At 67.1% G+C, this 24,317-nt stretch carries 21 protein-coding genes; 5 read left to right on the top strand and 16 right to left on the bottom strand.

Annotated elements, in window-relative coordinates:
* Window positions 1-1,268 precede the first annotated feature (1,268 nt).
* The 3 genes from ACFOM9_RS07910 to ACFOM9_RS07900 form a co-directional block, all read right to left on the bottom strand.
* On the bottom strand, window positions 1,269-1,898 hold the full coding sequence (locus ACFOM9_RS07910; protein ID WP_386708630.1) for a CPBP family intramembrane glutamic endopeptidase: 630 nt from the start codon (window positions 1,896-1,898) through the stop codon (window positions 1,269-1,271).
* 1,469 nt (window positions 1,899-3,367) lie between these two features.
* The gene (locus tag ACFOM9_RS07905) at window positions 3,368-3,679 is read right to left on the bottom strand and encodes a DUF5076 domain-containing protein (RefSeq protein WP_386708627.1); all 312 of its coding nucleotides are present in this window, start codon (window positions 3,677-3,679) and stop codon (window positions 3,368-3,370) included.
* A 111-nt stretch (window positions 3,680-3,790) separates the two neighbouring features.
* Window positions 3,791-4,105, bottom strand: a complete 315-nt coding sequence (locus ACFOM9_RS07900) for a DUF5076 domain-containing protein (protein ID WP_386708624.1) — start codon at window positions 4,103-4,105, stop codon at window positions 3,791-3,793.
* Between the two features lie 1,776 nt (window positions 4,106-5,881).
* On the opposite strand from ACFOM9_RS07900, the gene ACFOM9_RS07895 reads away from it, so the two are divergent.
* Complete coding sequence (locus ACFOM9_RS07895) at window positions 5,882-6,880, top strand: integron integrase (protein ID WP_386708651.1); 999 nt, start codon at window positions 5,882-5,884, stop codon at window positions 6,878-6,880.
* Here ACFOM9_RS07895 and ACFOM9_RS07890 read toward each other — a convergent pair.
* From ACFOM9_RS07890 to ACFOM9_RS07855, 8 genes are all read right to left on the bottom strand, one after another.
* Window positions 6,877-7,701, bottom strand: a complete 825-nt coding sequence (locus tag ACFOM9_RS07890) for a M15 family metallopeptidase (protein WP_386708622.1) — start codon at window positions 7,699-7,701, stop codon at window positions 6,877-6,879. The genes ACFOM9_RS07895 and ACFOM9_RS07890 overlap by 4 nt on opposite strands.
* A 9-nt stretch (window positions 7,702-7,710) precedes the next feature.
* Window positions 7,711-8,298: a hypothetical protein gene (locus ACFOM9_RS07885; RefSeq protein WP_386708619.1), complete on the bottom strand. Its 588-nt coding sequence runs from the start codon at window positions 8,296-8,298 to the stop codon at window positions 7,711-7,713.
* A 120-nt stretch (window positions 8,299-8,418) separates the two neighbouring features.
* Window positions 8,419-9,756, bottom strand: coding sequence for an alpha/beta hydrolase (locus ACFOM9_RS07880; RefSeq protein ID WP_386708616.1), 1,338 nt, complete (start codon window positions 9,754-9,756; stop codon window positions 8,419-8,421).
* Between the two features lies 1 nt (window position 9,757).
* Window positions 9,758-9,937 carry a DUF4177 domain-containing protein gene (locus tag ACFOM9_RS07875; RefSeq protein WP_386708613.1) on the bottom strand — a complete coding sequence of 60 codons (180 nt, stop codon included), beginning with the start codon at window positions 9,935-9,937 and terminating at the stop codon, window positions 9,758-9,760.
* On the bottom strand, window positions 9,934-10,128 hold the full coding sequence (locus ACFOM9_RS07870) for an Arc family DNA binding domain-containing protein (RefSeq protein ID WP_386708610.1): 195 nt from the start codon (window positions 10,126-10,128) through the stop codon (window positions 9,934-9,936). The genes ACFOM9_RS07875 and ACFOM9_RS07870 overlap by 4 nt, the downstream gene beginning before the upstream one ends.
* Window positions 10,125-10,457 carry a hypothetical protein gene (locus ACFOM9_RS07865; protein ID WP_386708607.1) on the bottom strand — a complete coding sequence of 111 codons (333 nt, stop codon included), beginning with the start codon at window positions 10,455-10,457 and terminating at the stop codon, window positions 10,125-10,127. Before ACFOM9_RS07865 ends, ACFOM9_RS07870 begins: the two co-directional genes overlap by 4 nt.
* A gap of 7 nt (window positions 10,458-10,464) precedes the next feature.
* On the bottom strand, window positions 10,465-11,346 hold the full coding sequence (locus ACFOM9_RS07860; protein WP_386708604.1) for an SPFH domain-containing protein: 882 nt from the start codon (window positions 11,344-11,346) through the stop codon (window positions 10,465-10,467).
* A gap of 205 nt (window positions 11,347-11,551) precedes the next feature.
* A complete protein-coding gene (locus ACFOM9_RS07855; protein ID WP_386708602.1) occupies window positions 11,552-12,499 on the bottom strand; it encodes a hypothetical protein in 948 nt (315 codons plus the stop codon).
* 129 nt (window positions 12,500-12,628) lie between these two features.
* On the opposite strand from ACFOM9_RS07855, the gene ACFOM9_RS07850 reads away from it, so the two are divergent.
* The 4 genes from ACFOM9_RS07850 to creD all read left to right on the top strand — a co-directional run bounded on the left by ACFOM9_RS07850 (window position 12,629) and on the right by creD (window position 16,962).
* Entirely contained in the window at window positions 12,629-13,102 is a 474-nt protein-coding gene (locus tag ACFOM9_RS07850) for a hypothetical protein (RefSeq protein WP_386708599.1), read from the top strand.
* A gap of 104 nt (window positions 13,103-13,206) precedes the next feature.
* The gene (gene creB, locus ACFOM9_RS07845; RefSeq protein ID WP_386708596.1) at window positions 13,207-13,893 is read left to right on the top strand and encodes a two-component system response regulator CreB; all 687 of its coding nucleotides are present in this window, start codon (window positions 13,207-13,209) and stop codon (window positions 13,891-13,893) included.
* Window positions 13,894-13,920: 27 nt separating this feature from the next.
* Complete coding sequence (gene creC, locus ACFOM9_RS07840; RefSeq protein WP_386708593.1) at window positions 13,921-15,360, top strand: two-component system sensor histidine kinase CreC; 1,440 nt, start codon at window positions 13,921-13,923, stop codon at window positions 15,358-15,360.
* A 267-nt stretch (window positions 15,361-15,627) separates the two neighbouring features.
* A complete protein-coding gene (creD, locus tag ACFOM9_RS07835; RefSeq protein ID WP_386708590.1) occupies window positions 15,628-16,962 on the top strand; it encodes a cell envelope integrity protein CreD in 1,335 nt (444 codons plus the stop codon).
* 277 nt (window positions 16,963-17,239) lie between these two features.
* On the opposite strand, the gene ACFOM9_RS07830 is transcribed toward creD, so the two are convergent.
* The 5 genes from ACFOM9_RS07830 to phoR form a co-directional block, all read right to left on the bottom strand.
* Window positions 17,240-17,791, bottom strand: coding sequence for a phosphatase PAP2 family protein (locus ACFOM9_RS07830; protein WP_386708587.1), 552 nt, complete (start codon window positions 17,789-17,791; stop codon window positions 17,240-17,242).
* Window positions 17,769-18,914: a glycosyltransferase family 4 protein gene (locus ACFOM9_RS07825; RefSeq protein WP_386708648.1), complete on the bottom strand. Its 1,146-nt coding sequence runs from the start codon at window positions 18,912-18,914 to the stop codon at window positions 17,769-17,771. The genes ACFOM9_RS07830 and ACFOM9_RS07825 overlap by 23 nt, the downstream gene beginning before the upstream one ends.
* A gap of 286 nt (window positions 18,915-19,200) precedes the next feature.
* Entirely contained in the window at window positions 19,201-20,751 is a 1,551-nt protein-coding gene (gene ppx / locus ACFOM9_RS07820) for an exopolyphosphatase (protein WP_386708584.1), read from the bottom strand.
* Window positions 20,748-22,841 carry a polyphosphate kinase 1 gene (gene ppk1 / locus ACFOM9_RS07815; protein WP_386708581.1) on the bottom strand — a complete coding sequence of 698 codons (2,094 nt, stop codon included), beginning with the start codon at window positions 22,839-22,841 and terminating at the stop codon, window positions 20,748-20,750. Before ppk1 ends, ppx begins: the two co-directional genes overlap by 4 nt.
* Window positions 22,838-24,196 carry a phosphate regulon sensor histidine kinase PhoR gene (gene phoR / locus ACFOM9_RS07810; RefSeq protein WP_386708578.1) on the bottom strand — a complete coding sequence of 453 codons (1,359 nt, stop codon included), beginning with the start codon at window positions 24,194-24,196 and terminating at the stop codon, window positions 22,838-22,840. The genes ppk1 and phoR overlap by 4 nt, the downstream gene beginning before the upstream one ends.
* Between the last annotated feature and the right edge of the window lie 121 nt (window positions 24,197-24,317).

The following is a 24,317-nucleotide window of genomic DNA, read 5'->3' as shown; positions in this document are numbered from 1 at the left end:
CGGTGCTTCACCGGGAGGTACTGCAGTGATCTTAAGGGTTGCCATAAATCCGTTTAGCGCCCTAACGCCTGAGTTAAGCCGACTTGCGTAGCGGAGCCAAACACATGGCAAGATTTTTCTGCCATGTGTTTGGTGTAGCGAAGCAAGTTCGGCTTGAACGAATTGTTAGGCCGCTAGCACCGACCCTTGAGATAGAAGGCACAAGCCCTTGCGTCAGAGGCTACTGCTGTGTCTTGGCTGGACGCAAGATCTCTGACGCGCTGTAACTCACGGTTGCCACCGATCACCGCTGCGACTTGGATAGCGCGCCTGGTCAGCTCAGGCAGTTCCGATTGCATGGCGACGTTGACCGCAAGAACAGCACGCTCTTGAAATGACGGAATTGATGAGGCCAACTCACCGACGATGTCTTGAAGGTGAGAGACGCCGACGTAACCGGCAGGCGCGCTGCGTGTCTGGGCCCACGTGAAGGACGGGCCATGTGGCCCGCGTGTTACCAACCAAAGCCAAATCTCATCTGTCGGGTCGCCACCGAGCCGGATAATTTCATTGGCGAGTATTTGGTTCACTAGGGTCTATCCATAGCGGCCTAACACCTGAGTTAAGCCGCGCCGCGAAGCGGCGTCGGCTTGGACGAATTGTTAGGGCGCACTACCGTTAGTCCCGGAGTTGCGCCCATGTAAAAGCCAGTTGCGCTGAATTGCCAAGACCACTCCTACGATCAAGAGCGTAGCGGGCAGCCAGACAGCCGCAAAGACCACAAGCTGAAAGCCCCAATTGTTTGCGTACAGATCACCACTTGCCGCGTCAGCAAGCAGAGATCTAGTCCGGAAATAGAACATGACACCCGCACAAATCACGGCTGCAGATAGTTCAGCCGCAACCAGCTTCCAGAAGGCGATATGTCGATGTCCTGTCATATGTGCGCCCTAACGCCTGAATTAAGCCGCGCCGCGAAGCGGCGTCGGCTTGAATGAATTGTTAGGCCGCAGAGTGTGCCACTTGAATGTAAAGCTTCTCTGTGCCCTGCCTGACATCAAGAAAGTATGCGGTCTTGCAGCCCCTGCATACGGCAGGGTGGTCCTCATCGCTGCCTCGCTGATTTGCGAGGACCACTGCAAGGACAGGATGACCACAGGATGGACAGCAGAAAGCCACGTTGTTGCCATGCGGATCAGCGGCAATCTCATCACCCTCTGCATCCAATATCAGGAAGTCCGTGATCTTCAAAGATTGCGGCCCTCTTGTTCTGCGGCCTAACACCTGAGTTAAGCCGCGCCGCGAAGCGGCGTCGGCTTGGACGAATTGTTAGGCATCAGGCCTTGTGCAATCACATGCCGCACCGTGTAAAGCCCGGTGATATCGATCACTGTGTGCACGATGATGGCAGGGACGAGACCGGCGAAGTGGGCAATTGCCGCGAGCACGAGACTGACGGCGAACAAGCCCGCCGCTTGGAGCAGAACGCGACGGCTCAAGCCGTTAAAGCGATACGCCTTGGTGTGAGCCAGAACAAAGAGGGCCGAGGATAGCCACACCCCGAGTAATGTCTGCAAAGCGCCGCGAAACAGAATCTCTTCTCCGATTCCGGCGGCAGGAGCGAGGAGGAGAGGATTCCAGCCGCGAAGGTCCAAGCGGCTATAGCTCTCGATCGTGTGTTTGGCGACGGGGCGCTTCGACGCTAGCTTGTAGCCCAGCCAAGCATTGAGGCACGCGAGAGCACTTAGGCCAAGTGCAACGATCGCTTCCTGGGCAAAGGAAAGGCGGGAAAGGAATAGAGAGGAAAAGCTCGTTCCGGTGGCGGCGCAGAGCAGGAATGCCGCCAAGACCATGAGCGCACACAGCGACCATTGGCGGCAAAGCCCGACCTTCTTCTCAGATATCTCACTTGCCGACATGGTGTCCCCTGATGCCTAACACCTTGAAATAAGCCGACCCGCGAAGCGGGTTCGGCTTGATTGAACTGTTAGGCCGCCGGCCGAAGAGACGATGCCCCACCGAGGCGAACTTTACGACAGATTTGGCCGAAGGACGCGCTTGCGCCGGACGCGATCTGGAGGGAGCAATGGCAAGTGTGTCTGTGAGCCAGCGGCTTGCGCCATGGACTGTCGAGGCTCGGCGGACTGCGATCGTGCCTGGAGTGACAGGCTTGCGCCGTGAGCTGTCAGGCGCACGAAAACCGCACAGCCTTTGATGTGTCCCGAGCGGCCTAACGCCTTGAGTTAAGCCGAGCCACGAAGTGGCTTCGGCTTGAACGAATTGTTAGGCCGCCGGCCGAAGAGGCGACGCCCCACCGAGGCGAACTTTACGACAGATCTTGCCGGAGGGCGCGCTTGCGCCGGCTGCGATCGGGAGGGAGCAATTGCGACCCCATCCGCGAGCCAGCGGCTTGCGCGAGAAGCCGTCGGGAGTGAATGGCTGCGCTAGCGCCTGGAGGGACAGGCTTGCGCCAAGAAGTGCCAGCTGCACGAACGAGCACGGCATTGGCACTTGCCCGAGCGGCCTAACGCCTGAATTAAGCCGACCCGCGAAGCGGGTTCGGCTTGAATGAATTGTTAGGGCCCAGACTAGTCAAGGCACATGCCCGCGACTACTGTGCCCACCTCTATTTTGTCGTAGCAGCCATAAATGTCATGGGTGTCTCTTTGGCAGGTGCCAGTCGAGCGGGAGCCAACCACACTGCTCTCTGGTGCCTTGCACAGTCCTTGGCACTCCGAGTTATCCGAGCAGACCCTGCCCGCATCTGGGAAAGGCTTGACGCATGCGGGAGTGCTAAACATACCGACGCCCCGGACGGAACCACCCTCAGCCTTGCATTTCTCCTGATCGATCTTGGCAAGAGCCGCGGCGCGAGAGCGCTCCACGCTTCTTTGCATGTGCCAATCGCGCCAAGAACTGCAACCGCACATGAGAAATACGGCAATCAGAACTATGAGTGCGCGATTGCTCGACATGGGCCCTAACACCTTGAAATAAGCCGACCCGCGAAGCGGGTTCGGCTTGATTGAACTGTTAGGCCGCCGGCCGAAGAGACGACGCCCCACCGCGGCGAACTTTACGACAGATTGGCCGAAGGACGCGCTTGCGCCGGACGCGATCTGGAGGGAGCAATGGCAAGCCCGTCCGTGAGCCAGCGGCTTGCGCCATGGGCTATCGAGGACAGACCGACTGCGATCGTGTCTGGAGTGACAGGCTTGCGCCGTGCACTGTCAGGCGCACCAAAACCGCACAGCCTTTGATGTGTCCCGAGCGGCCTAACGCCTGAGTTAAGCCGAACTGCGTAGTGGAGCCAAAGGCATGGCAAGCTTCTCCTGCCATGCCTTTGGTGTAACGAAGTAGTTTCGGCTTGAACGAATTGTTAGGCCACTCACGAGTGACCTGGATGGAACCCGCCTTGTACACCGGACGTAGGATCATTGAACTCAACCCGCAAGGACTCGACGATCTGCAACGCCGTTTCAGTTGCATCTGAACCATTGGACTCTTGAAGGGCATTGGCGACATGACGGATTACGTCCGCGAGCATGATGCCCCACGCAGCCGGCTCATTGCGCCCTTGAGAATCCCACATGCCCACATTGAGGGTGCAGTGAAGTCCTTGCTCAGCAATCCATCCGCTAATCATCTGGATGGCTTTGTCATCTCGCTGTGCGGCAGGTGGAATGACGAGAGTCTTCATGAGGGGCCTAACGCTCAAGTTAAGCCGAATTGCAGCGCGTAGCCGGCAACATGGCAAGCTCTTTCTGCCATGTTGACGGCGTAGCGATGCAATTTCGGCTTGAACGCAATGTTAGGTGCCACCTTTGAGTCCTCCGAAGAAACCTTTGCGGTAGTGGCCCAATGTGTCATTGCAGCGGGCCATGATCTCCCGCTCAACAGCGCGTGGTGATAGGTCGTAGCGGAGAGCAATAGCCTTTGCGACATGCTTGGCTGTGTCCGCAAGGATTTCTCCCCAGGCCGCGGCCTCTCCCGCACTCTCACCCGGTGGGTAGAGCCCCATGTTGAGTGACACGAGGAGGTCTTGTCTCGTAACCCAGACCCGAGCCACCTCAACAGCATCCGAGTCATCGGCTGCATCGTCTGGTAAAGGCAGTTCTCGTTCCATGGCACCTAACGCTTGAATTAAGCCGAGCCGCGAAGCGGGTTCGGCTTGAATGAATTGTTAGGCGGCAACCGACTCACTTGTACGGGCTCCAACAAAAGTTGAAGCGGTTGTTCATGTGTACGTACACAACGCGAACTGGACACCTCTTGAACTTCCCGGGGCCAGCGTGGACTACGTCGTAGCTAGCCTGAAGGTCGCCCTTGGTGTAGTGGTTGGTGTATAGGTCGATTAGCAGCAGTACGCGAAGCTTTGCCTGGGTGGTACTGACCTTGCACAACTTACGCAACTCTGATGTGTTCGGGCCGCCCAATAGGCTCCCGGAGCCTAGTGGAGATCTGACGGCTAACTCCATCACAGAAGGATTCGTCCCGCCAACTCTAAAATCAATGCGCTTCGGCTTTTGCGAGCCGTATACCGAGACGTGATGTTGACGTGTGACGGCCCCGAATCTGCCTTTCATGAAAGCGTATAGGATCGGATCGATCAGCATCTCTCGGTGAGCAGGCGGGCGGTGATAATCCTGCAAAAGATGCAAGATCTCTACACCCGCGGCGGTGACTTCTTCAATGTTCAACCGATCTCTCCATTGCCGCCTAACACCTTGAAATAAGCCGACCCGCGAAGCGGGTTCGGCTTGATTGAACTGTTAGGCCGCCGGCCGAAGAAACGACGCCCCACCGCGGCGAACTTTACGACAGATTTGGCCGAAGGACGCGCTTGCGCCGGACGCGATCTGGAGGCAGCAATGGCAAGCCCGTCCGTGAGCCAGCGGCTTGCGCCATGGGCTATCGAGGACAGACCGACTGCGATCGTGTCTGGAGTGACAGGCTTGCGCCGTGCACTGTCAGGCGCACCAAAACCGCACAGCCTTTGATGTGTCCCGAGCGGCCTAACACCTGAGTTAACCCGACCCGCCGCCACGACAACCGTGATCCTGCATTGGAACAGCTGCAACATGATTGAACGAAGCAACGAAGCGGGTTCGGGTTGAACGATTTGTTAGGCCGCCGGCCGAAGAGACGACGCCCCATCGAGGCGAACTTTACGACAGAACTGGCCGGAAGACGCGCCTGCGCCGGATGCGATCGGGAGGAAGCAATTGCCACCCCATCCGTTGAGCCAGCGGCTTGCGCGAAGAGCCGTCGCGAGTGAGTTGACTGCGCTGGCGACTGGAGCGACAGGCTTGCGCCAGGACGTGCCAGCTGCACGACCGATCACGGCATAGCACTTGCCCGAGCGGCCTAACACCTGGAGTTAAGCCGCACCGGAGCGCGCAGCGCGGAGGGAACGCCAATCGCGCAGCGATTGGGGTGTCGGCTTGAACGACTTGTTAGGGTGCAGCTGACCATGCGTGCGAGCCTGCGCGTATCCCATGCGGAAGAGCTGCAGACGTCCAGCGTTGGATCAGCTGCCCATCATCCGCGCCCACAACCTTCCCGAAAAGCGGTGAACGCCGGACCGCAAAGCACGCTTTGCGGCGCCTGCGTCGCACCGCTTTTCTAGCAGAAATTTCGAGTGCCGGGAAGTCGGTCGATGCCGCGACGTCGTGTCAGAAAGCCCCGATGCCACCCGGGCCTTTCTCACCGGTGGTGAAGCTGTTGGACGCAGCAGCCTAACAACTATTCGGCCTCTTGGACGAGGCGTTGCGCGGAGTATGCCTCTGGAGTCCACGGTTGCCAATCGGGAAAATCCTACCGGAGATCAGTGCTTTGGATGATGGACGCCTCGCATTTCGGGAGCCAGAGTTGCAACGCTATCAGTCCATGGAGCGGGCGTATGAGTTACGGGGCGGATCAAGACGGTGTAACGGGGAAAATCGGACCGCCGATGCTGCTGGACCAGGTGCGACAGCGGTTGCGGGTGAAGCATTACAGCGTGCGGACGGAGCAGGCGTATGTGGGCTGGATCCGGCGTTTCATCCTGGCCAACGGCAAGCGCCATCCGCGCGAGATGGGCGAGCGCGAGGTGGAGGCGTTCCTGACCCTCCTGGCCACGAAGGGCAACGTGGCGGCGGGCACCCAGAACCAGGCGCTGTCGGCGTTGCTGTTCCTTTATCGCGAAGTCCTCAAATTGGAGTTGCCGTGGATGGAGTCGGTGGTCCGTGCCAAGCGGCCGCGGCGGATTCCGGTAGTGCTGTCGCGCGAGGAGGTCACACGTCTGCTCTCGGCGATGGAAGGCCCTGCCTGGCTGATGGCGGCGTTGCTCTACGGCACCGGGATGCGGTTGATGGAATGCATCCGCCTGCGGGTGAAGGACGTCGACTTTGGTCGGGGCGAGATCGTGGTGCGCGACGGCAAGGGCGGCAAGGACCGCCGCGTGCCGCTGCCGCTGCGGCTGCGTGAACCCCTGCAGGCGGCGATCGAGCACGCCTGCCTGGTGCACGCATCGGATCTGGCCGAAGGGCTCGGTGAAGCCTGGTTGCCGCATGCGCTGGCGCGCAAGTATTCGAATGCGGCGCGGGAAACGGGCTGGCAGTATGTCTTCCCGTCGCCGCAACGCTCGGTCGATCCGCGTTCGGGGAAGATGCGCCGCCATCACGTCGACGACAGCGTGTTGCAGCGGGCGGTGCGCGGCGCGCGCAAGTTGGCCATGATCGACAAGCCGGCCACCTGCCACACCCTGCGGCATTCATTCGCCACCCACCTGCTGGAGGCAGGTCATGACATCCGCACGGTGCAGGAGCTGCTCGGCCACAAGGACGTGGCCACGACGCAGATCTACACCCACGTGCTGGGGCGCGGCGCCGGTGCGGTGCTCAGCCCGCTGGATCGCTAGTCCCGGAGATCCACGTGTTGCTGGCGATCGAAGCGCCAGTGCCATGGCTCGTAGACGATGCCATGGGGGTTGTCGCGCGGATAGCTCATGGCGAGCCCATGCGCGCCGGCATGGCGGCCAAGCCAGTCGAAGGCGGCCGTGCGTTCGAACGACGGCTCGGCCGGAGGCTCGCCCGGCGTGCCGATGTCCAAGGCGTGGCCGGAGTGGTGCTCGGAATAACCCGGCGCCGCGTTGACGGTGAGGATCTGTTGCACCTCCTGCCCAAGCGCGAGCTTGCGTTCGAAGATGCCCAGCTGGTAGTCGTGGCTGCGATAGCCGGAAATCGCTTCGAGCACGATGCCGTCGCGCAACGCGGCGTCGCGCAGGCGCTGCCAGGCGCGCGCGGCGTCGACGTGCAGCCAGAGCGGCCGGCGGAAACGGTCGAACCCGGCGAATGCCAGCCATGCGGGCTCCGCGACCAGGCCCAGCGCTGTGCGCTCGGCATAGGCACCCGAATCGATCCCAAGGCGTTCGAGGCGCGCCTCGAGCCGGCGCAGGGGCAGCACCGGGACGCGCTCGATTCCCGGGCGGGCGCGCGCGGGCCGTGGGGTGAGCACGTCGAGTGCGGCGCGGATGCCGGGCTCGCGCATCAGGCGCGGAACCAGCGGCTGCAGGCCTTCAGGCAGGGCGGCCGCGAGATACCGGCCATCGCGCTTGCGCCGCAGCACGTGGCGCGCGCGGGCCAGGTACCGCGCATCGCAATTGCTGCGTGCGCGCAGCAGGCCGCCGGGCCAGAGTTCGATCTCCGGCGTATTGACCAGCACCTGGGCCTGTCCGCGCATGCGGGCAGGTTAGCGGCGTGCGTGCGGCGGTGCCAGTTCCTGCAGGCGCAGCAGCAGGGCCTGGGGCTGGCGCGGCTGCAGCATCAGGTCGTAGCCCTGGGTAGTGGGCAGGTACAACACGCGTGGGCCGCCGGCCATCGCCAGCAGGGCCTTGCGGCGGTTGCGCAGAAGGAACCAGCCGCTGCGGAAGCCCGGCAAGCCGGTGCCGTTGGTCTTGAGCATCGGCTTGCACTCGGGGTGCTCGTCGAGGTCGATGACGCGCGCCTGCTGCAGCTGCAGCGCGCTCCATTCGAGCTTGCGCGTGTAGAACGTCGTCGCGATCTCAAACCCTGCGCCATCGAGCCCGACATGATGCCGGCGCAGGGCGCGGGCGATGACCCAATGGATCGCCAGGCACAGGACGAGGAGGCCCATCACGATCGCGACGTTGGTCAGCCACGCACTGTTGGCGATCAGCTGCCCGGTGCCGGAATCGTTGGCGACAAAAGCCAGCGCAGCCACCGTGATCGCGACCGGCAGGACCACCACCAACAGGAACAGCCACAGTCGCGTCCGGGAGGAAGCGGGCTGGAGTTGCCAGGCAGAGGTCGTTTCCATCGAGGACCTCCGGTCGGGGAAGCAGAGGAGGGCGGGCGTGGGGTTCGACGCGAGGGGTCCGCGGCTGTTCGGCCAGCTGAGCTGTCGCGCGGAGCGTTGCTTCACATCGGGCGCGGCGGCTCAGTCGGTGCTGCGCGCCTGGATCCAGCGTGCGACGTCGGCGATCAGCCCCGGGTCGACGTGGCCGGGCTGCTGGTATTGCGCCAACCCCTGCTCGCTTTCGACCGCGATGCCGAAGTGGTTGAGCGTGGGGTACAGCTTGAACGCGACGTCCGGGGTGTCGTGGAAGCCGCCTTTCCAGCGCTGCCAGTCGGCGTCGACGACCTGGATGTCCTGCGCACCCTGCAGGACCAGCATCGGCACCGCAATGGCCTTGGCTTCCGCGACCGGGTCCACGGTCTCGGTGCTGCGCCAGTATGCGACAGGCTGGCCAAGCGGGGTATCGCCCGGCGCGATCTCGTCGCCGGCGCGGATCGCGGCCACCTGGCCCTTGAGCCTGGCGATGGCCGCGGCTTCCTCGTCGCTGGTCTTCGCATCGTCGAGCACGGCCAGGCGGATGTTCTGTTCGACCAGGATGTCGAGCAGCGGCCGGGCCGGCGCCGCGAGCAGCACCAGCCCGGCGACGTGACCCGATTGTGCGGCGATCCGTGGCGCCATCATCGCGCCCAGGCTGTGGCCGAGCACGAACACGCGCGCCGGGTCGACGCCCGGAACATTGCGCAATGCGGCGACCGCGACGACGGCGTCTTCGGTGGTCTCGCTGTCGACGGTGACCTGGCCGCCGGCGTAGTCCTGCGGACGCGCCTTGCTGCGCTTGTCGTAGCGCAGCACCGCGATGCCCTGTGCCGCCAGGCCGCGGGCGATGTCGAGGAAGGGACGGTTGGGGCCAACGGTCTCGTCGCGGTCCTGCGGGCCCGAACCGTGCACGAGCACGACCGCCGGCACGGCGGCGTCGGCGCCCGCGGCTTTCGGCATTGCCAGCGTGCCGGGCAGGGCGCGCTCGCCGTCGCCCACCGCGAAATCGCGTTCGCTGTAAGTGGTGTCGATGGCCGCGGCCGGTGCTTCGGTGGGCGGCTGGGCAGCGGGCGCGTAGTGCAGGCCGGCCACCTTGCCGTCACCGTCAATGGCGATGGTGGCGTCGACGCTGGCCTGCTCGCGATGGATGCGGACCACGACCACCGTCATGCCCGACTGCGTCGACACCTTCGGTGCATCGCGGCTGGTCTGCCTGCCGGCCGCGGCGAGTTGCTGCTGCACGGCGGCGAGCTTGTCCGCTCCCAGGGCCGCCTTCATCTGCGGCGAGAATTCGGCCGTGGCGGCCTCGTACTCGCCGGCCTCCACGTGGTCCAGCAGGCGGGTGGCGATCGCCACGGCGTCGGCGTCGTCCATGGCGGCGAACGCCGGAAGCCCCGGCAGGCACAGCAACAATGCCAGCAACATCGATTGCAGGTAGCGCATCTCAGCTCTCCTTCTTGAGGAACATCCGCAGGGTATCGGCCGGGCTGGACTGCACGACCGACACCAGTTCCCAGCCCAGCGCACCCAGCTTTTCCAGTTCGGCCTGCGCCCGATCCGCGAGCTTGTCGCCGAACAGCCGGTAGGGCAGGTCCACGACCTTGTATTGCCAACGCGTACTCATTGCTCCGTCTCCTGTTTTCCGTTCGCGGGACCGCCCTTGCCCTTCGGCAGGCGGCCGGCCTTGCGCAATGACTCGCGCAGCACGTATTCGATCTGGGCGTTGAGGCTGCGCAGCTCGTCGTCGGCCCAGCGCTGCGCGGCGGCGAGCACGTCGGCGCTGATGCGCAGCGGATAGGCCTTCTTTTCGCTCACGGCCGGCCGCGCGCCTTGCGCCGGGCCGCGAAGAACGACAGCAGCACCGCCACGACCATCGCGTTGACCAGCACCACCATCGCCACCACCACCAGCGTCGCGCGACCGCGGTCGTCGCCGGCCCACCACAGGCCGGCGGCAGCGACCAGGCCCACGGAGCCCACGGCGTCCATCAGCCGGGCCAGCCTGCGATCGAGCATGGCCTTGGCCGGGGAAACCGCGGATGCACCGTCTCCCCGCGTCCGGACGCGGCGCAGCATCCATGCGATGCCGAACGCCGGCAGGCTGGAGAGCGCGAACACGACAGCGGCGAGGTTGACGGTGTCCAAGCCGGCCTCAGTACAGCGAACCGGCGTTGAGCACCGGCTGGGTGGCGCGATCGCTGCACAGCACGACCAGCAAGTTGCTCACCATGTTCGCCTTGCGTTCCTCGTCGAGTTCGACCACGCCGTTCTTCTGCAGCTCGGCGAGCGCCATCTCGACCATGCCCACCGCGCCGGCGACGATCCGCGTGCGCGCGGAGATGATCGCGTTGGCCTGCTGCCGCTGCAGCATCGCCTGGGCGATCTCGGGCGCATATGCCAGGTGGCTGATGCGCGCGTCGAGCACCTGCACGCCGGCGTCGGCCAGGCGCTCGGATAGCTCGTCGCGCAGGTGCTGGCTGATCTCGGTGGCGTGGCTGCGCAGCGCGACCTGCCCATCGTCGTGCTGGTCGTAGGGATAGCTGGTGGCCATCGTGCGCAGCGCCGATTCGGACTGGATGTGCACGAAGCTTTCGTAGTCGTCGACGTTGTAGACCGCTTCGGCCGAATCCACCACCTGCCACACGATCACCGCGGCGATCTCGATCGGGCTGCCGTCGAGTTCGTTGACCTTGAGCTTGCCGCTCTCGAAGTTGCGCACGCGCATCGACACCTTGCGCTTGCCGTAGAACGGGTTGCTCCAACGCAGGCCGTTGTCCTTGACCGTGCCGACGTACTTGCCGAACAGGCTCAGCACCGCCGCCTGGTTGGGTTCGACCTTGTACAGGCCGATCAGGCTCAGCAAGGCGATCAGGCCCAGCAGCACGCCGCCCAGCGCCCGCCAGCCGGAAACCACGCCGTTGTCGGGATCTGGACCGATGCCGGTGATGACCATGCAGGCGCCGAGGATCGCCAACAGCAGGACACCGAGCAGGAACGGAATGCCGGGCAGGGAGCGGATCGGGTTCTCTTTCATCGTGGTTTCTCGTCGTCCCCAATGGACGATCAATTGATATCAAATTGATATCAGAAGTGCAAGCGGTCCGCCGCGGACGGCTGGCGGAGCTTTAACCCTCCGCGCAGGTCTTTCCGGGCACGGGGCGTGGTCCTGCCAGGATTTCGTTTCGATGCCCCCGCAACCGTCTGGCAGTGCAGCGCCGCTTGGGCATGTGACTTCGGGATCAGTCGCCGACCGCTGCGGACGTGCCCGGACCCGGGTTGAGATAGAGCAGCGGCGCCGGCGCGAATTCGCCGGTGGCGAAGAGCCCGCGTCCGGCCGCATCCCAGCCCAGCGCCTCGGCCTGCGGCAGCCAGGGCAGGTCGTGAACGACCGGCTTGCGTGCCACCGCGCGGTCCCAGGATTCTTCTCCCCGGCGCCGGTACAGCAGGACTTCGTTGTAGGTCATCACCGCCAGGCGCCGCCCGTCCGGGGCGATGTCGGCGGCGGTGACCTGGTGGCGGATGCGCGCCATGCGCGGGTTGGCGCGCAGCGCTTCGGCGTCCGGCACCGGCACGCCGGCCAGCACCCCCAGCCTGCGCGCGACCTGGACGTCGTTGTCGCGCGGCCGCAGCGGCAGCGCGAACAGTTCCGGCGGCGTGCGCTTCTTGGAGACCAGCAGGATTTCGCCGCGCTGCGCGTCGACCGCCACCGCTTCGCAGTCGCGCGCGCCGTCTGGCCAGCGGAAGACGATCGACCACGCAGGCCGCAGCGGCGCGCGTTGCGCGGCCTCGTCCAGCGATGCGGGTTCCTCGATCACGTGCAGCTGCAGGCTGCGGCGCAGGCCGCCGTTGTCGCCGGTGTCCGCCACCAGCAGGTAGCGGCGGCCGTCGAGTTCGAACGCGGCGATGTCTTCCCAGTCGGTCTTGGCGACGCCGGCGACCCGGAACGTCGCCCGCAGTCCGCCGCGGCTGCCGACCGCGAACAGGCGGCCATCGTTGCCGCCATCGTCGAGCATCCACAGCACGTCCTCGTGCACGCGCGAGGCGGCCAGGCCGCTGACTTCGTCGAGCCGCACGTCGAGCAGCATCCCCGACAGCTGGGCGAACGGCGGCGGCTGCGCGGTGCAGGCCAGCAGCAGTGTCGACGCGAGCAGCGGCACGCACAGGCGGCGGAGGGAACGGAACCTCATGGCGCCAGCATCGCATGGCGCGGCACCGGCGCGAAGCGTCGCAGCCGGTGCGAGCGCGGCCGCTAGAATGCAGTGACAATGCCCCGTGGCGGCGCCGATCGCCACGACACGACAGGGAATCCACGCGCAATGAACGACTCCAATGGCTACGCCGTCTTTTTCTTCCCGCAGGCACTGGAAGTGCTGGGCGAAGCGGTCAAGCCCTACCTGCAGGACGGCCCGGCCGGGGCCCACGTGCTGTGCAACGAGATCGATACCGGCGGCTCGCTGGTGGAGATGACGCTTCGCGGGCGCGACACGGAAAACCGCGAGCTGGCGCTGGAGCTGATGGTGCCGGTGAACATGGTGCGCATGGTGGTGTCGACCCGCAGCGACGAGAGCTTCGGCTTCGGCCCGCAGGTGGTCGCTGCCAGGCCCGAGCCGGTGGTGCCGGCAAACGTCGCTGAAACCACCGCTCCGACAGCCACTTCTCCGGCGGCATCCGGAGCGCCGCCGGCGCCCCAGGCGCCTGCCGCATCCGAAACGCCGCGGCCGACCGAGGCGCCGCAGAACCCCGGCGCGCCCGGAACATCAGAGGAATCCAAAAGCGGGAATCCCTCCTGATCCGACGACTGCCCGCCAGCCGGCGCTGCCGGTAACGGTCTCCAGGCGCCGAATCGCGATTCCGAATCTCCAGCCCCAGTCCCAGTCCAGGGTCTCTCGCTCCGATGCCCACCATCCTCCTCGTCGAAGACGAAGCCGCCATCGCTGACACCGTGCTCTATGCGCTGCGCGCCGAGGGCTTCGATGCGCAGCACTGCCTCACCGGGCAGGACGCGCTGCGCGCGGCGCGCGGACAGCACCACGACCTGGCGATCCTCGATGTCGGCCTGCCGGACATCGGCGGCTTTGCGCTGTGTCGCGAACTGCGGCGCGAACGCGACCTGCCGGTGATCTTCCTCACCGCGCGTGATGCCGAGGCCGACCGCGTGCTGGGCCTGGAGCTGGGCGCCGACGACTACGTGGTCAAGCCGTTCTCGCCGCGCGAACTGGTGGCCCGCGTGCGGGCGCTGCTGCGACGCACGCAGGGACATGCGGAGCCGTCTTCGCCGCGGGCGACGGGCGTGTTCGAGCACGATGCCGAAGGGCTGCGCATCCGCTACCGCGGCCACGCGCTCGACCTGACCCGCTACGAGTACGGCCTGCTCGCCGCGCTGCTGGCGCGCCCTGGCGCGGTGCTGTCGCGCGCGCAGCTGATGGATCGGGTCTGGGGCGATGCGCTGGACAGCGGCGACCGCACCGTCGACACCCACGTCAAGACGCTGCGGGCGAAGCTGCGCGCGCTGGCCCCGGACGCCGATCCGATCCACACCCATCGTGGCCTGGGCTACTCGCTCGACACGGCGGAGCGCTGACCGCATGGCCAGCCGGCGTGCGCGCGGATGAAGATCGGCCTGCGCATCCTGCTGGGGTACTTCGTCATCGTGGCGCTGGCCGCGTGGCTGCTGGGCAACGTGTTCGTGCAGCAGGTCAAGCCCGGCGTGCGCCAGGCGATGGAGGACACCCTGGCCGACACCGCCAACGTGCTGGCGGAACTGGCGACCGACGATGTCCTCGCCGGTCGCATCGACGACGGGCAGTTCGCCAGCCGCGTGCGCGGGCTGGCCGGCCGCGACATCGACGCGCGTATCTGGGGATTCCGCAAGCAGTCGGCCGACTATCGCGTGTACGTGACCGACGCGCGCGGCGTCGTGGTGTTCGACTCGACCGGGCGCGACGTCGGCCGTGACTACTCGCGCTGGAACGACGTCTACCTGACCCTGCGCGGGGAGTACGGCGCGCGATCCACCCGCAGCGATCCCGACGACGAGGACTCCACCGTGATGCACGTGGCCGCGCCGATCCGCGATGCCGACGGCCGCATCGTCGGCGTGCTGACCGTGGCCAAGCCGAACCAGGCGATCGCGCCGTTCATCGATCGCAGCCAGCAGGCGGTGCTGCGCTGGGGCCTGGTGCTGCTGGGCACGGCCCTGCTGGTCGGCGTGCTGGCGGCCTGGTGGCTGTCGCGGCAGGTCGGGCGGCTGCAGCGCTATGCGCAGGCGGTGACCGCGGGCGAACGCGTCCAGGCGCCGAAAGCCGCCGGGGAGTTCGGCGACCTCGGCCGCGCGCTGGAAACCATGCGCGACCGGCTCGAGGGCAAGCAGTACGTCGAGCAGTACGTGCACGCGCTCACGCACGAGCTCAAGAGCCCGCTGTCGGCGATCCGCGGCAGCGCGGAGCTGCTCGAGTCGCCGCTGCCCGAAGCCGACCGCCTGCGCTTCGTCGCCACCATCCGCGCGCAGGGCGAGCGGATGGCGCAGATGATCGACAAGCTGCTGGCGCTGGCGGCGGTCGAGCATCGCCAGCGCCTCGAGCAGCCCGAACCGGTCGCGCTGGCGGTGCTGGTCGAAGAAGCCGTGGCGCAGGTCGAGACCGAAGCCGCGGCAGCGGGCGTGTCGCTGGTCCGCGACGAAGTCGATCGCGCCGCGGTGGTCGAAGGCGACCCGTTCCTGCTGCGGCAGGCGATCGCCAACCTGCTCGACAACGCGATCGACTTTGCCCCACGGGGCAGCGCGATCGAAATTGCCCTGCGGCAAGGGGACAAGGCGGTACAGGTGTGCGTAGCCGATCGCGGTCCAGGCGTGCCCGATTACGCCATCGGCCGCGTGTTCGAACGGTTCTATTCGCTGCCGCGCCCGCAGGGTGGCAGCCGCAGCAGCGGCCTCGGGCTGTGCTTCGTTGCCCAGGTCGCCGAGCTGCACGACGGCCACGCGGCGCTGGCCAACCGCGACGGTGGCGGCGCCGTCGCCACGCTGGACCTGCCGAGCGCCACTGCCTCGTAGGAGCGGCTTCAGCCGCGAGCTTCAGATCCCTTCCTTGCGAGGCAGGAGAGGGTTGGGAGGGGGTGTGTCCCGGCTCACCGGAGCGGCGACGTCCGGTCCAGCCGACCCCCGCATCCCGAGGGCGAATCAAAAGCTGGCGGCTGAAGCCGCTCCTACGAGAGGGCGGGGCATTCGCGGGGACGCTTCACCGCCACTTCATCATCGCGCCATCGTCCCGCCGCGCGCGGCGCCCATCGTGCCGGCCTCACAACGACGAGGGGAAGCACGATGCGACTGGGCATGAAGATCCTGATGGTGCTGGGCCTGACCCTGGCCATCCTGGTGCCGCTGACGATGATCCGTGGTGTCATCCAGGAGCGCGAGGGCTATCGTGCGCAGGCGGTGGCGAACGTGGCGCGCAGCATCGCGGGGCGGCAGTCGTTCGCCGGGCCGGTGCTGGTGGTGCCGTACCGCGAACAGGTTGCCGTGGTTGAACGCGACAAGTATGGCGTCGAACAGACCGTGCAGCGCGTGGAGGAACGCCAGTGGGTGTTCTTCCCCAAGTGGCTGGACATCGGCGGCACGCTCAAGCCGGAGACCCGGCGCAGCGGGCTATACGAAGTGCGGGCTTACGCCTGGCACGGCCAGGCGCAGGCGGGCTTCGACGTGCGCATTCCAAACGACCCCGACGCCGCGCGCGTGCGCAGCATCGGCCAGCCACGCCTGGGCTACGCCATCGGCGACGTGCGCGGCTTGCGCGGCAAGCCGCGGCTGCGGGTGGATGGCCGCGAGCTCCAGGTGCTGCAGGGGCTGGACGAGCAGGGCGGCGGTGGCGTGCACGCGCTGTTGCCCGCGCCGCGTGCGGGCCAGCAACTGAAGCTGCAGAGCCGCTTCGACTTCAACCTCGCCGGCACCCAAGCGCTGGACGTGGTGCCGCTGGGCGACACCAACCGCGTCGTGCTCGATTCGTCCTGGCCGCACCCGAGCTCGGTCGGCACCCTGTCGCCGGGGACGCTGGAGGTCGGCGATGACGGGTTCCGCGCGCAATGGGAGCTGCCCGCGCTGGCGGCGAACACCCAGGCGCTGTACCTGCGCGGGATGCAGCGCGGCAAGGGATTCCCCGAGCCGGGCGCGCTGGCCGGAATCGATGGCATCGGCCTGGCGCTGATCGATCCGGTCGACGTGTACACCAAGGCCGACCGCGCCACCAAGTACGGACTGCTGTTCGTGGCGCTGACTTTCGTCGGCTTCTTCATGTTCGAACTGATCAAGCAGCTGCGGATCCACCCGATCCAGTACGGCCTGGTCGGCCTGGCGCTGGCGATCTTCTTCCTGCTGCTGGTCAGCCTGTCCGAGCACATCGCCTTCGGCTGGGCGTACCTGGTGGCGAGCGCCGCGTGCATCGGTCTGCTCGGCTTCTACCTGAGCGCAGTGCTGCGCAGCGTGCTGCGCGGCCTGGGTTTCGCGACGATGCTGGCCACGCTGTACGCGGCGCTCTACGGACTGCTGGTGTCGGAGGACAACGCGCTGGTGCTCGGCGCCGGCCTGCTGTTCGTGATCCTGGCGGCGATCATGGTGCTGACGCGCAAGGTCGACTGGTACCGGCTGTCGGCAACGCAGTGACGCCATCTTGCTCGACGTCATGCGGATGCGGCGGGGCAGGACGCCTCGCCGCACCGCGGCGATGCGCAACGCGTGTCGGAGCACCGTCGCCCGTCGGTGTTCCTGCCAGCCGTGATGTAAGCGATGCACTCGTAGGAGCGGCTTCAGCCGCGAGCTTCTGGGTCGGACTTCCCCGGCCACCCATCAAGAGCTCGCGGCTGAAGCCGCTCCTACGCGGTTCGTTTGCGGCCAACGATGCCGCGTGCCGCTCGCGGCTTCCGCCGCTCTCCTGCAGCGCTCAGGAGAACAGGCTCACGCCCGGCACCAGCCACAGCGACGCGCCCGCCAGCGCGCAGCCGATCGCGGTCGCCGCCAGCACGTCGCTGGGATAGTGCAGGCCGAGCACCACGCGCGACGCGGCGACGCCGGCGGCAAACGGCAGCAGCAGCCATGCAAGCAGCGGATAGTGCGCCACGGCCACAAGGCTGAAGGCGACCGCGTGCAACGTGTGTCCGGAGGGGAAGCTGAACTCGTCCAGCGGCGCGACCCAGGCGCGGATGCGCCCGTCGGCGGCGAACGGCCGGGGCCGGCGCGTCCAGCGCTTGAGCCGCTTGTACATCAGCAGCGCGACGATCCCCGTCACGGCCATGTGCAGCGATGCCAGCAGGCCGGCGTAGCCGTCGAACGCCACCAGCATCGCCATCAGCGCATACCAGAACGCGCCGTCGCCGAGCCGGCTGACGACGGCGAAAGCCTGCCGCACGCCGCTCCGGGCGCCGATCCGGTTCGCACGCAGGCACCAGCCGGCGTCGCTGGCCAGCATGCGGTTACGCGGCGGCGAGGCGGGCATGCGGCTTGCCCTGCGCCAGGCCGGCGAGAAGCTCGTCGAACGCGGCCGCCACGTCCTCGGGACGCAGCCGCGACACCGCTTCGCGCGCCGCGGCGCCCATCACGAAGCGCAGGTCGGCGTCGCCACCGATGTGGCGCGCCGCGGCGATGAATCCGTTTTCGTCTCCGGGTGAAACCGCCGCGCCGTGCGACCCGTCGCGCAGGTGTTCGTGGGTGGCGCCGTAGTCGTAGGCGATGGTCGGCACGCCGCTGGCCATCGCTTCGAGGGTGACGTTGCCGAACGTCTCCGACAGGCTCGGGAACAGGAACAGGTCGCCGCTGGCGAAATGCCGCGCGAGCGCCTCGCCGCGCTGCACGCCGCAAAAGATGAAGTCCGGGTGCTCGCGCTGCAGCTGCGCGCGCGCCGGGCCGTCGCCGACCCAGACGAAGCGCGCGTCCGGGCGCAGCCGCTGCAGTTCGCGAAAGGCGCGCACCGCGAGCGCGAGGTTCTTTTCCACCGCAATGCGACCGACGTGGATCGCCACCGGCGCGTCGTCGCTCACGCCCCACGATTGCCGCAGGGCGGCGTCGCGGAACGCCGGCTGGAACTGTCGCGTATCGACCGCGCGCGGCAGCAGCACCACGTTGTCGAAGCCACGGTTGCCCAGGAAGTCGCGCAGCTCGCGCGTCGGCACCAGGGTTGCGTCGGCGAGGTTGTGGAAATGGCGCATCCAGCCCAGCGCGACCGGCTGCAGGAAGGCCGCGCCGTAGTCGCGCATGTAGCGGTCGAAGCGGGTGTGGAAACCGCTGGCCGCCGGGATGCCCAGCCGTCGTGCGGCGCGCAGCGCGGACCACCCCAGCGGACCCTCGGTGGCGACGTAGATCGCGTCGGGGCGCGACTCTCGCCACAGCCGCTGCAGTTGCGCGGTGGCCGGCAGGCCGTACTTCAACCCCGGATAGCGCGGAAGGCCGGCGCCGCGCACCAGCGTTTCACCCGTTTCCGCGGCCTGCGCCGGCCACTGCTTGGGCCGTACGCGCGAGACCTCGTGGCCGCGGGCCTTCAGACCCTGTTCCAGGGCCTGCACCGTCAAAGCGACGCCGTTGACCTCGGGCGGCCAGGTTTCGGTGACGATCGCATGGTGCATCGCTGGCCTCGCGGAGGCGGTGGATGCAGGCATGGTCGCGACAGCCGATGAAACACGTGTTGCAGCGCGGTGGCGGTTCGGTGACAGACCGGCGGGCATTCATCTGCTGGTCCCACGGTCGCTGGATCCCCGGCTGTGCGAGGTTGACGAAACTCCGGGAATTTTCCGGAGCTACCACTCTCCGCACGAAGCGAGAATCGATTCGACGTCATCTCCGCGCAGGCGGGGATCCAGTGACTTGCCCTTGATGGGAGCGGGGTCGCCTCCGCGCACTACCGCGGCCCTGCTACAGCAGGTCGAACGCCAGCGCGATGTCCAGCGGCACCATGTGCGCCGGTTCGCCGGCGAGGTCCGCACGCAGCAGCGGACGTGGCTCGAGCCAGTTGCGCGCCAGCGCGATCGCCAGCGAACGGCCCTCGGCCGCGGCGTCCAGGCGCGGGATCTCGCGTGCGTCGTAACCGCGGTGGAGCAGCACGGCGATGCGCAACAGCGCCGCGGTGCGCCGCGCCGGCGCGAGCAGGCGTTCGGGCAGGACGTTGAACGCGGCTTTGGGTATCTTGCGGCGGTGGGTGCGCACCAGCGCGGCGATGAACTGCTGCTCCTGGCGCGAGAAGCCGGCGATGTCCGAATGTTCCAGCACGTAGGCGCCGTGTACGTGGTACTGGCTATGAGCGATCGCCAGGCCAAGCTCGTGCAGGCGCGCCGCCCAGCCGAGCATCAGGCGGTCGTCGGGGCCGAGCCGCCACGCCGCTGCGACCTGGTCGAAAAGCTGCAGCGCGGTGCCTTCCACCCGCAGCGCCTGGTCGGCGTCGATGCCATAGCGCAGCATCAGCGCGGCCACCGAAGCGTCGCGCGGATCCTCGTCGCGGTTCCTGCCCAGCATGTCGTGCAGCACGCCCTCGCGCAGCGCCGCCTTGCTCACCGCCATCCGATCCAGGCCCAGCGCGGCGAACGCCGCCTCGAGCACCAGCACGCCGCCAGCGATGATCGGCCGGCGCTCGTCCGAGAGCCCGGGCAGGTCGATGGCGTCGATGTGGCCGGCGCGCAGCAGCCGCTCGCGCACCTGTGGCAGCGCTTCGGCCGTCACCGAGCCCTTGGTGAGGTCCATCGCCGCGCAGATCTCGCCGATCGCCTTGTTGGTGCCCGAGGAGCCCAAGACCTCCTGCCAACCCAATGCGCGGTAGGTGCCTGCGAACTGCTGGAACTCGGCAGTGACCTCCACCAGCGCGTCGTTCCACTTCCGGCGCGTGAGCTTGCCGCTGTCGAAGAAGCGGCGGGTGCTGGCCACGCAGCCCACCTGCAGGCTCTCGCGCTCGATCGCGTCGAAGCCGGCGCCGATGATGCATTCGGTGGAGCCGCCGCCGATGTCGATCACCAGCCGCAGGTGGCCGTTCTTCGGCGGCTGCGCGTGGGCGACGCCGAGATACACCAGGCGCGCTTCCTCGCGGCCGGCGATGACTTCGATCGCGTGGCCGAGCGCCGTTTCCGCCGGCATCAGGAATGCCTGCGGCGCCGACAGCGCGCGCACGGTGTTGGTAGCGACCGCGCGCACGTGCTGCCGCGGGATGTCGCGGATGCGCTGGCCGAAGCGCGACAGGCATTCGAGCGCGCGCTGCCTCACTTCCAACGTCAGCCCGCCCTTGCCGTCCAGGCCCTCGGCCAGGCGCACGGTTTCGCGCAGCCGGTCGACCACGCGCAGTTGCCCGAGCGTGTAGCGCGCCACGACCATGTGGAAGCTGTTGGAGCCCAGGTCGATGGCGGCGAGCATGTCGCCGTCGCGCAGTGGTTCGGCGGTGGTGGGGACGAAGGCCGGTAGCGTGGCGGTGTTCGGACTCATGCGCAGATCTTCGCCAGCAGTGCGGCCTGCGCGGAGTGTGGCATGTCGCCTTCCCGCGGTTCGACCTTGCGGTAGCTGCCGTCGGCCTGCAGCTCCCAGGCGTTGAGGTTGTCGGCCAGGTAGTTGTCGAGCACCTCGTCCTGGATGCGGGCGGCGATCGCCGGGTCGAGGATCGGGAAGCCGGTCTCCACGCGCCGCAGCAGGTTGCGCTCGAGCCAGTCGGCGCTGGTGCAGAACAGGTCCGGGTCGCCGTCGTTGCCGAACCAGTACACCCGGCTGTGCTCGAGGAAGCGGCCGACGATCGAACGCACGCGGATGTTGTCCGACACGCCGGGCACGCCGGGGCGCAGGGTGCAGGCGCCGCGCACCACCAGGTCGATCTGCACGCCATCGCGTGAGGCCGCATACAGTGCCCGCATCACTTGCGGCTCGTTGAGGGCGTTCATCTTGGCGACGATGCGGCCGGCGCGGCCGGCGCGCGCATGCATGGCCTCGCGCTCGATCCGCGCGAGCACGCCGGCATGCAGGGTGAACGGCGACTGCAGCAGGCGTTCGAGCCGGATCGCCGGCGCGAGCCCAGACAGCTGCTGAAAGATGAGGTGCACGTCATTGCCGATCGCGGGGTCGGCGGTGATCAGTCCCAGGTCGGTGTAGGCGCGCGCGGTGCCGGCGTGGTAGTTGCCGGTGCCCAGGTGCACGTAGCGGCGCAGCTTGCGGCCCTCGCGGCGCACCACCAACAGCATCTTGGCGTGGGTCTTGTAGCCGACCACGCCGTAGACGACCTGCACGCCGGCCTCCTGCAGGCGGTCGGCGAAGGCGAGGTTGGCTTCCTCGTCGAAGCGCGCGCGCAGCTCCACCACCGCGGTCACGTCCTTGCCGTTGCGCGCCGCCTGCACCAGGTGCTCGATGATCGCCGAGTCCTTGGCGGTACGGTACAGGGTCTGCTTGATCGCCAGCACGTTCGGGTCGTCGGCGGCCTGGCGGATCAGCTCCAGCACGGGCGTGAACGCATCGAACGGGTGGTGCAGCAGCACGTCACCGGCGGCCACGCGTTCGAACATCGCGTCGCTCTCGGCCAGCTGCCGCGGCACGAACACCGGGTACTTCAGGTCGGGGCGGTCAACCTGGTCGTAGATCTGAATGATGCGGTTGAGGTTGACTGCGCCATGGATGCGGTAGACGGCATTGGCCGGCAGCTCGAAGTTCTCGAGCAGGGTCTGCACGATGGGCTTCGGGCAGTTGGCCGCGATCTCCAGCCGCATCGCCCGCAGGTAGCCGCGGCCGACCAGCTCGTCGCGCAGCGCAAGCGCGAGGTTCTCGACCTCGTCTTCGTCGACGATCAGCTCGGAGTTGCGGGTGACGCGGAACTGGTACGCGCCCTTGACCTCCATCCCCGGAAACATCTCGGCGACGAACTCCGACAGCACCGAGGACAGGAACACGAAGTCGTACTCGCCGCCCGACACCTTGTGCGGCATCTGGATGATGCGAGGCAGCGAGCGCGGGGCGCGCACGATGGCGAGGTGCCCTGTGCGCCCGAACGCATCCTTGCCCTTGAGCACGACGACGATGTTGAGCGACTTGTTGAGGATCTTCGGGAACGGGTGCGCCGGGTCGAGGCCAAGCGGCGACAGCACCGGCATGATCTCCTCGCGGAAATAGGCCCGCAGCCAGCGCCGCTGGCGCGCGTTCCACGTCTCGCGGCCGAGCACGCGCACGCCGCTGGCCGACAGCGCCGGGCGCAGTTCCTCGCTCCAGCACCGGTACTGCGCCTCGACCAGCTCGGCGGCCCGGTCGTGGATGCGCCGCAACAGCGTCGCCGGCGACATGCCGTCGGCGGCGACCGGCACCGCGAAATCCTGCGCATGGCGCACGGTCGCGGCGCGGATCTCGAAGAACTCGTCGAGGTTGGTGCAGGAGATGCACAGGAAACGCAGGCGCTCGAGCAGCGGCACCGACTCGTCCTGCGCCTGGGCCAGCACGCGGAAGTTGAAATCCAGCTGCGACAGTTCGCGGTTGAAGTACAGCGACGGGTCGCGCAGCGGGTCGTTGTCGGCCGGAGCCTCGACGGCGGGAACGGGAGGGTTCATGGAATGGATGCGGGAGTCGAGGGGGACGCGGCGGGTACCGGCGTGAACGCGCGGTCGCGCGCATGGACGCGTTCGGGCCCGAAGCGGCAGGCGAAGGTACTGCCGCTGCCGACCTCGCTCTGGATCCCGAGCCGCGCCTGGTGCAGTTGCAGGATGTGCTTGACGATCGCCAGGCCCAGGCCGGTGCCGCCCGATTCGCGCGAGCGGCTGGTGGAGACGCGGTAGAAGCGTTCGGTGATGCGTGGCAGGTGCGCGGCCGGGATGCCATAGCCGCTGTCGCGCACCGACAGCTCGGCGCCGCCGTCGGCGGTGCGCGCGAAGGTGATGGCGATGCTCCCGCCGGCGGGCGTGTAGCGCACCGCATTGCCGACCAGGTTGGAAAAAGCGCTGTGCAGTTCGCGCGTCGAGCCCAGCAGGTCGATGCCGGCGCGGTCCTCGACGCTGATGTCGTGCCGGCGCTGGCTCAGCGCCTCGGCCTCGCGCCGCAGCGTGACCAGCATCGAATCCATCGCCACTTCCTCGTCGACCACGCTGTCCTGGGCTTCGAGCCGCGACAGCGTCAGCAGGTCCTCCACCAGCTGGGTCATGCGCTGCGACTGGTGGCGCATCTCCTCCAGGATCGGCGCCCATTCGGGCTGGTCGCCGGGGTCGAGCATGTCGAGGTAGCCGTGCACCACCGTCAGCGGCGTGCGCAACTCGTGCGAGACGTTGGCCACGAAGTCGCGGCGCATCTGTTCCAGTCGCATCATCTTGCTCACGTCGCGCGCGACCAGCAGCCAGAGCTCATCGGAATACGGGATCAGGCGCAGGCTCAGGCGCAATGACGGGTCGACCGGCGATGCCGCGTCGAGCATCGGTTCGGCGTGGCGACCGGCGGCCAGCCAGCGTGAGACCGGCAGCGGCTGCAGGCGCTCGCCCAGCGCGCTGTCGACATCGTCGGGATAGCGCAGGCCCAGCAGCCCGGTGGCGGCATCGTTGAACCAGCGCACCCGCTGGCTGTTGCGTTCGATCACCACCACCGCGTCGGGCAGCGCGGCGGCGGCGGCGCTGTAGGCGCGCAGCATCTCGACCAGTCGTCGCTTGCGGCCGCGCATTTCCTCCTGGGTGCGGTAGAGCAGCCGGTCGAGCTCGTCCCAGACGCCATCGCCGCCGGACGGTTCTACGCGCTGGCGCGCGGTCAGCCGCAGCAGCACGCTGCGCAGCTTCCAGTAGTGCCAGGCGACGACCCCGAGTGCGGCAATGGCCAGTGCCATCCACGGCCGGCCGGCCAGCAGACCGGCCAGCAATGCCGTGACCAGCACCAGGGCGAGCAGGCCGAGCGTCCTGATCCAGGCGGAATGGATACGGGGAAGCATGGGTGGGAAGCCGGGATTGGGGATTTCGGGATTTCGGATTGGGGATCGAGGAAACGCGGAAGCGGGACTCTTCGGACTGATGGTAACCGTGCCGGCGCGCGCGCCGGCCAATCCACGATCC

Source organism: Luteimonas notoginsengisoli (genome assembly GCF_042648885.1).
Lineage (GTDB): Bacteria > Pseudomonadota > Gammaproteobacteria > Xanthomonadales > Xanthomonadaceae > Luteimonas > Luteimonas notoginsengisoli.
This window is presented reverse-complemented; position numbering and strand designations above follow the sequence as displayed.

Bases quoted from the DNA above. Each gene is read 5' to 3' on its own strand.
- ACFOM9_RS07910 (WP_386708630.1), bottom strand. From the start codon at position 1,898: ATGTCGGCAAGTGAGATATCTGAGAAGAAGGTCGGGCTTTGCCGCCAA.
- ACFOM9_RS07905 (WP_386708627.1), bottom strand. From the start codon at position 3,679: ATGAAGACTCTCGTCATTCCACCTGCCGCACAGCGAGATGACAAAGCC.
- ACFOM9_RS07900 (WP_386708624.1), bottom strand. From the start codon at position 4,105: ATGGAACGAGAACTGCCTTTACCAGACGATGCAGCCGATGACTCGGAT.
- ACFOM9_RS07895 (WP_386708651.1), top strand. From the start codon at position 5,882: ATGAGTTACGGGGCGGATCAAGACGGTGTAACGGGGAAAATCGGACCG.
- ACFOM9_RS07890 (WP_386708622.1), bottom strand. From the start codon at position 7,701: ATGCGCGGACAGGCCCAGGTGCTGGTCAATACGCCGGAGATCGAACTC.
- ACFOM9_RS07885 (WP_386708619.1), bottom strand. From the start codon at position 8,298: ATGGAAACGACCTCTGCCTGGCAACTCCAGCCCGCTTCCTCCCGGACG.
- ACFOM9_RS07880 (WP_386708616.1), bottom strand. From the start codon at position 9,756: ATGCGCTACCTGCAATCGATGTTGCTGGCATTGTTGCTGTGCCTGCCG.
- ACFOM9_RS07875 (WP_386708613.1), bottom strand. From the start codon at position 9,937: ATGAGTACGCGTTGGCAATACAAGGTCGTGGACCTGCCCTACCGGCTG.
- ACFOM9_RS07860 (WP_386708604.1), bottom strand. From the start codon at position 11,346: ATGAAAGAGAACCCGATCCGCTCCCTGCCCGGCATTCCGTTCCTGCTC.
- ACFOM9_RS07855 (WP_386708602.1), bottom strand. From the start codon at position 12,499: ATGAGGTTCCGTTCCCTCCGCCGCCTGTGCGTGCCGCTGCTCGCGTCG.
- ACFOM9_RS07850 (WP_386708599.1), top strand. From the start codon at position 12,629: ATGAACGACTCCAATGGCTACGCCGTCTTTTTCTTCCCGCAGGCACTG.
- creB (WP_386708596.1), top strand. From the start codon at position 13,207: ATGCCCACCATCCTCCTCGTCGAAGACGAAGCCGCCATCGCTGACACC.
- creC (WP_386708593.1), top strand. From the start codon at position 13,921: ATGAAGATCGGCCTGCGCATCCTGCTGGGGTACTTCGTCATCGTGGCG.
- creD (WP_386708590.1), top strand. From the start codon at position 15,628: ATGCGACTGGGCATGAAGATCCTGATGGTGCTGGGCCTGACCCTGGCC.
- ACFOM9_RS07830 (WP_386708587.1), bottom strand. From the start codon at position 17,791: ATGCCCGCCTCGCCGCCGCGTAACCGCATGCTGGCCAGCGACGCCGGC.
- ACFOM9_RS07825 (WP_386708648.1), bottom strand. From the start codon at position 18,914: ATGCACCATGCGATCGTCACCGAAACCTGGCCGCCCGAGGTCAACGGC.
- ppx (WP_386708584.1), bottom strand. From the start codon at position 20,751: ATGAGTCCGAACACCGCCACGCTACCGGCCTTCGTCCCCACCACCGCC.
- ppk1 (WP_386708581.1), bottom strand. From the start codon at position 22,841: ATGAACCCTCCCGTTCCCGCCGTCGAGGCTCCGGCCGACAACGACCCG.
- phoR (WP_386708578.1), bottom strand. From the start codon at position 24,196: ATGCTTCCCCGTATCCATTCCGCCTGGATCAGGACGCTCGGCCTGCTC.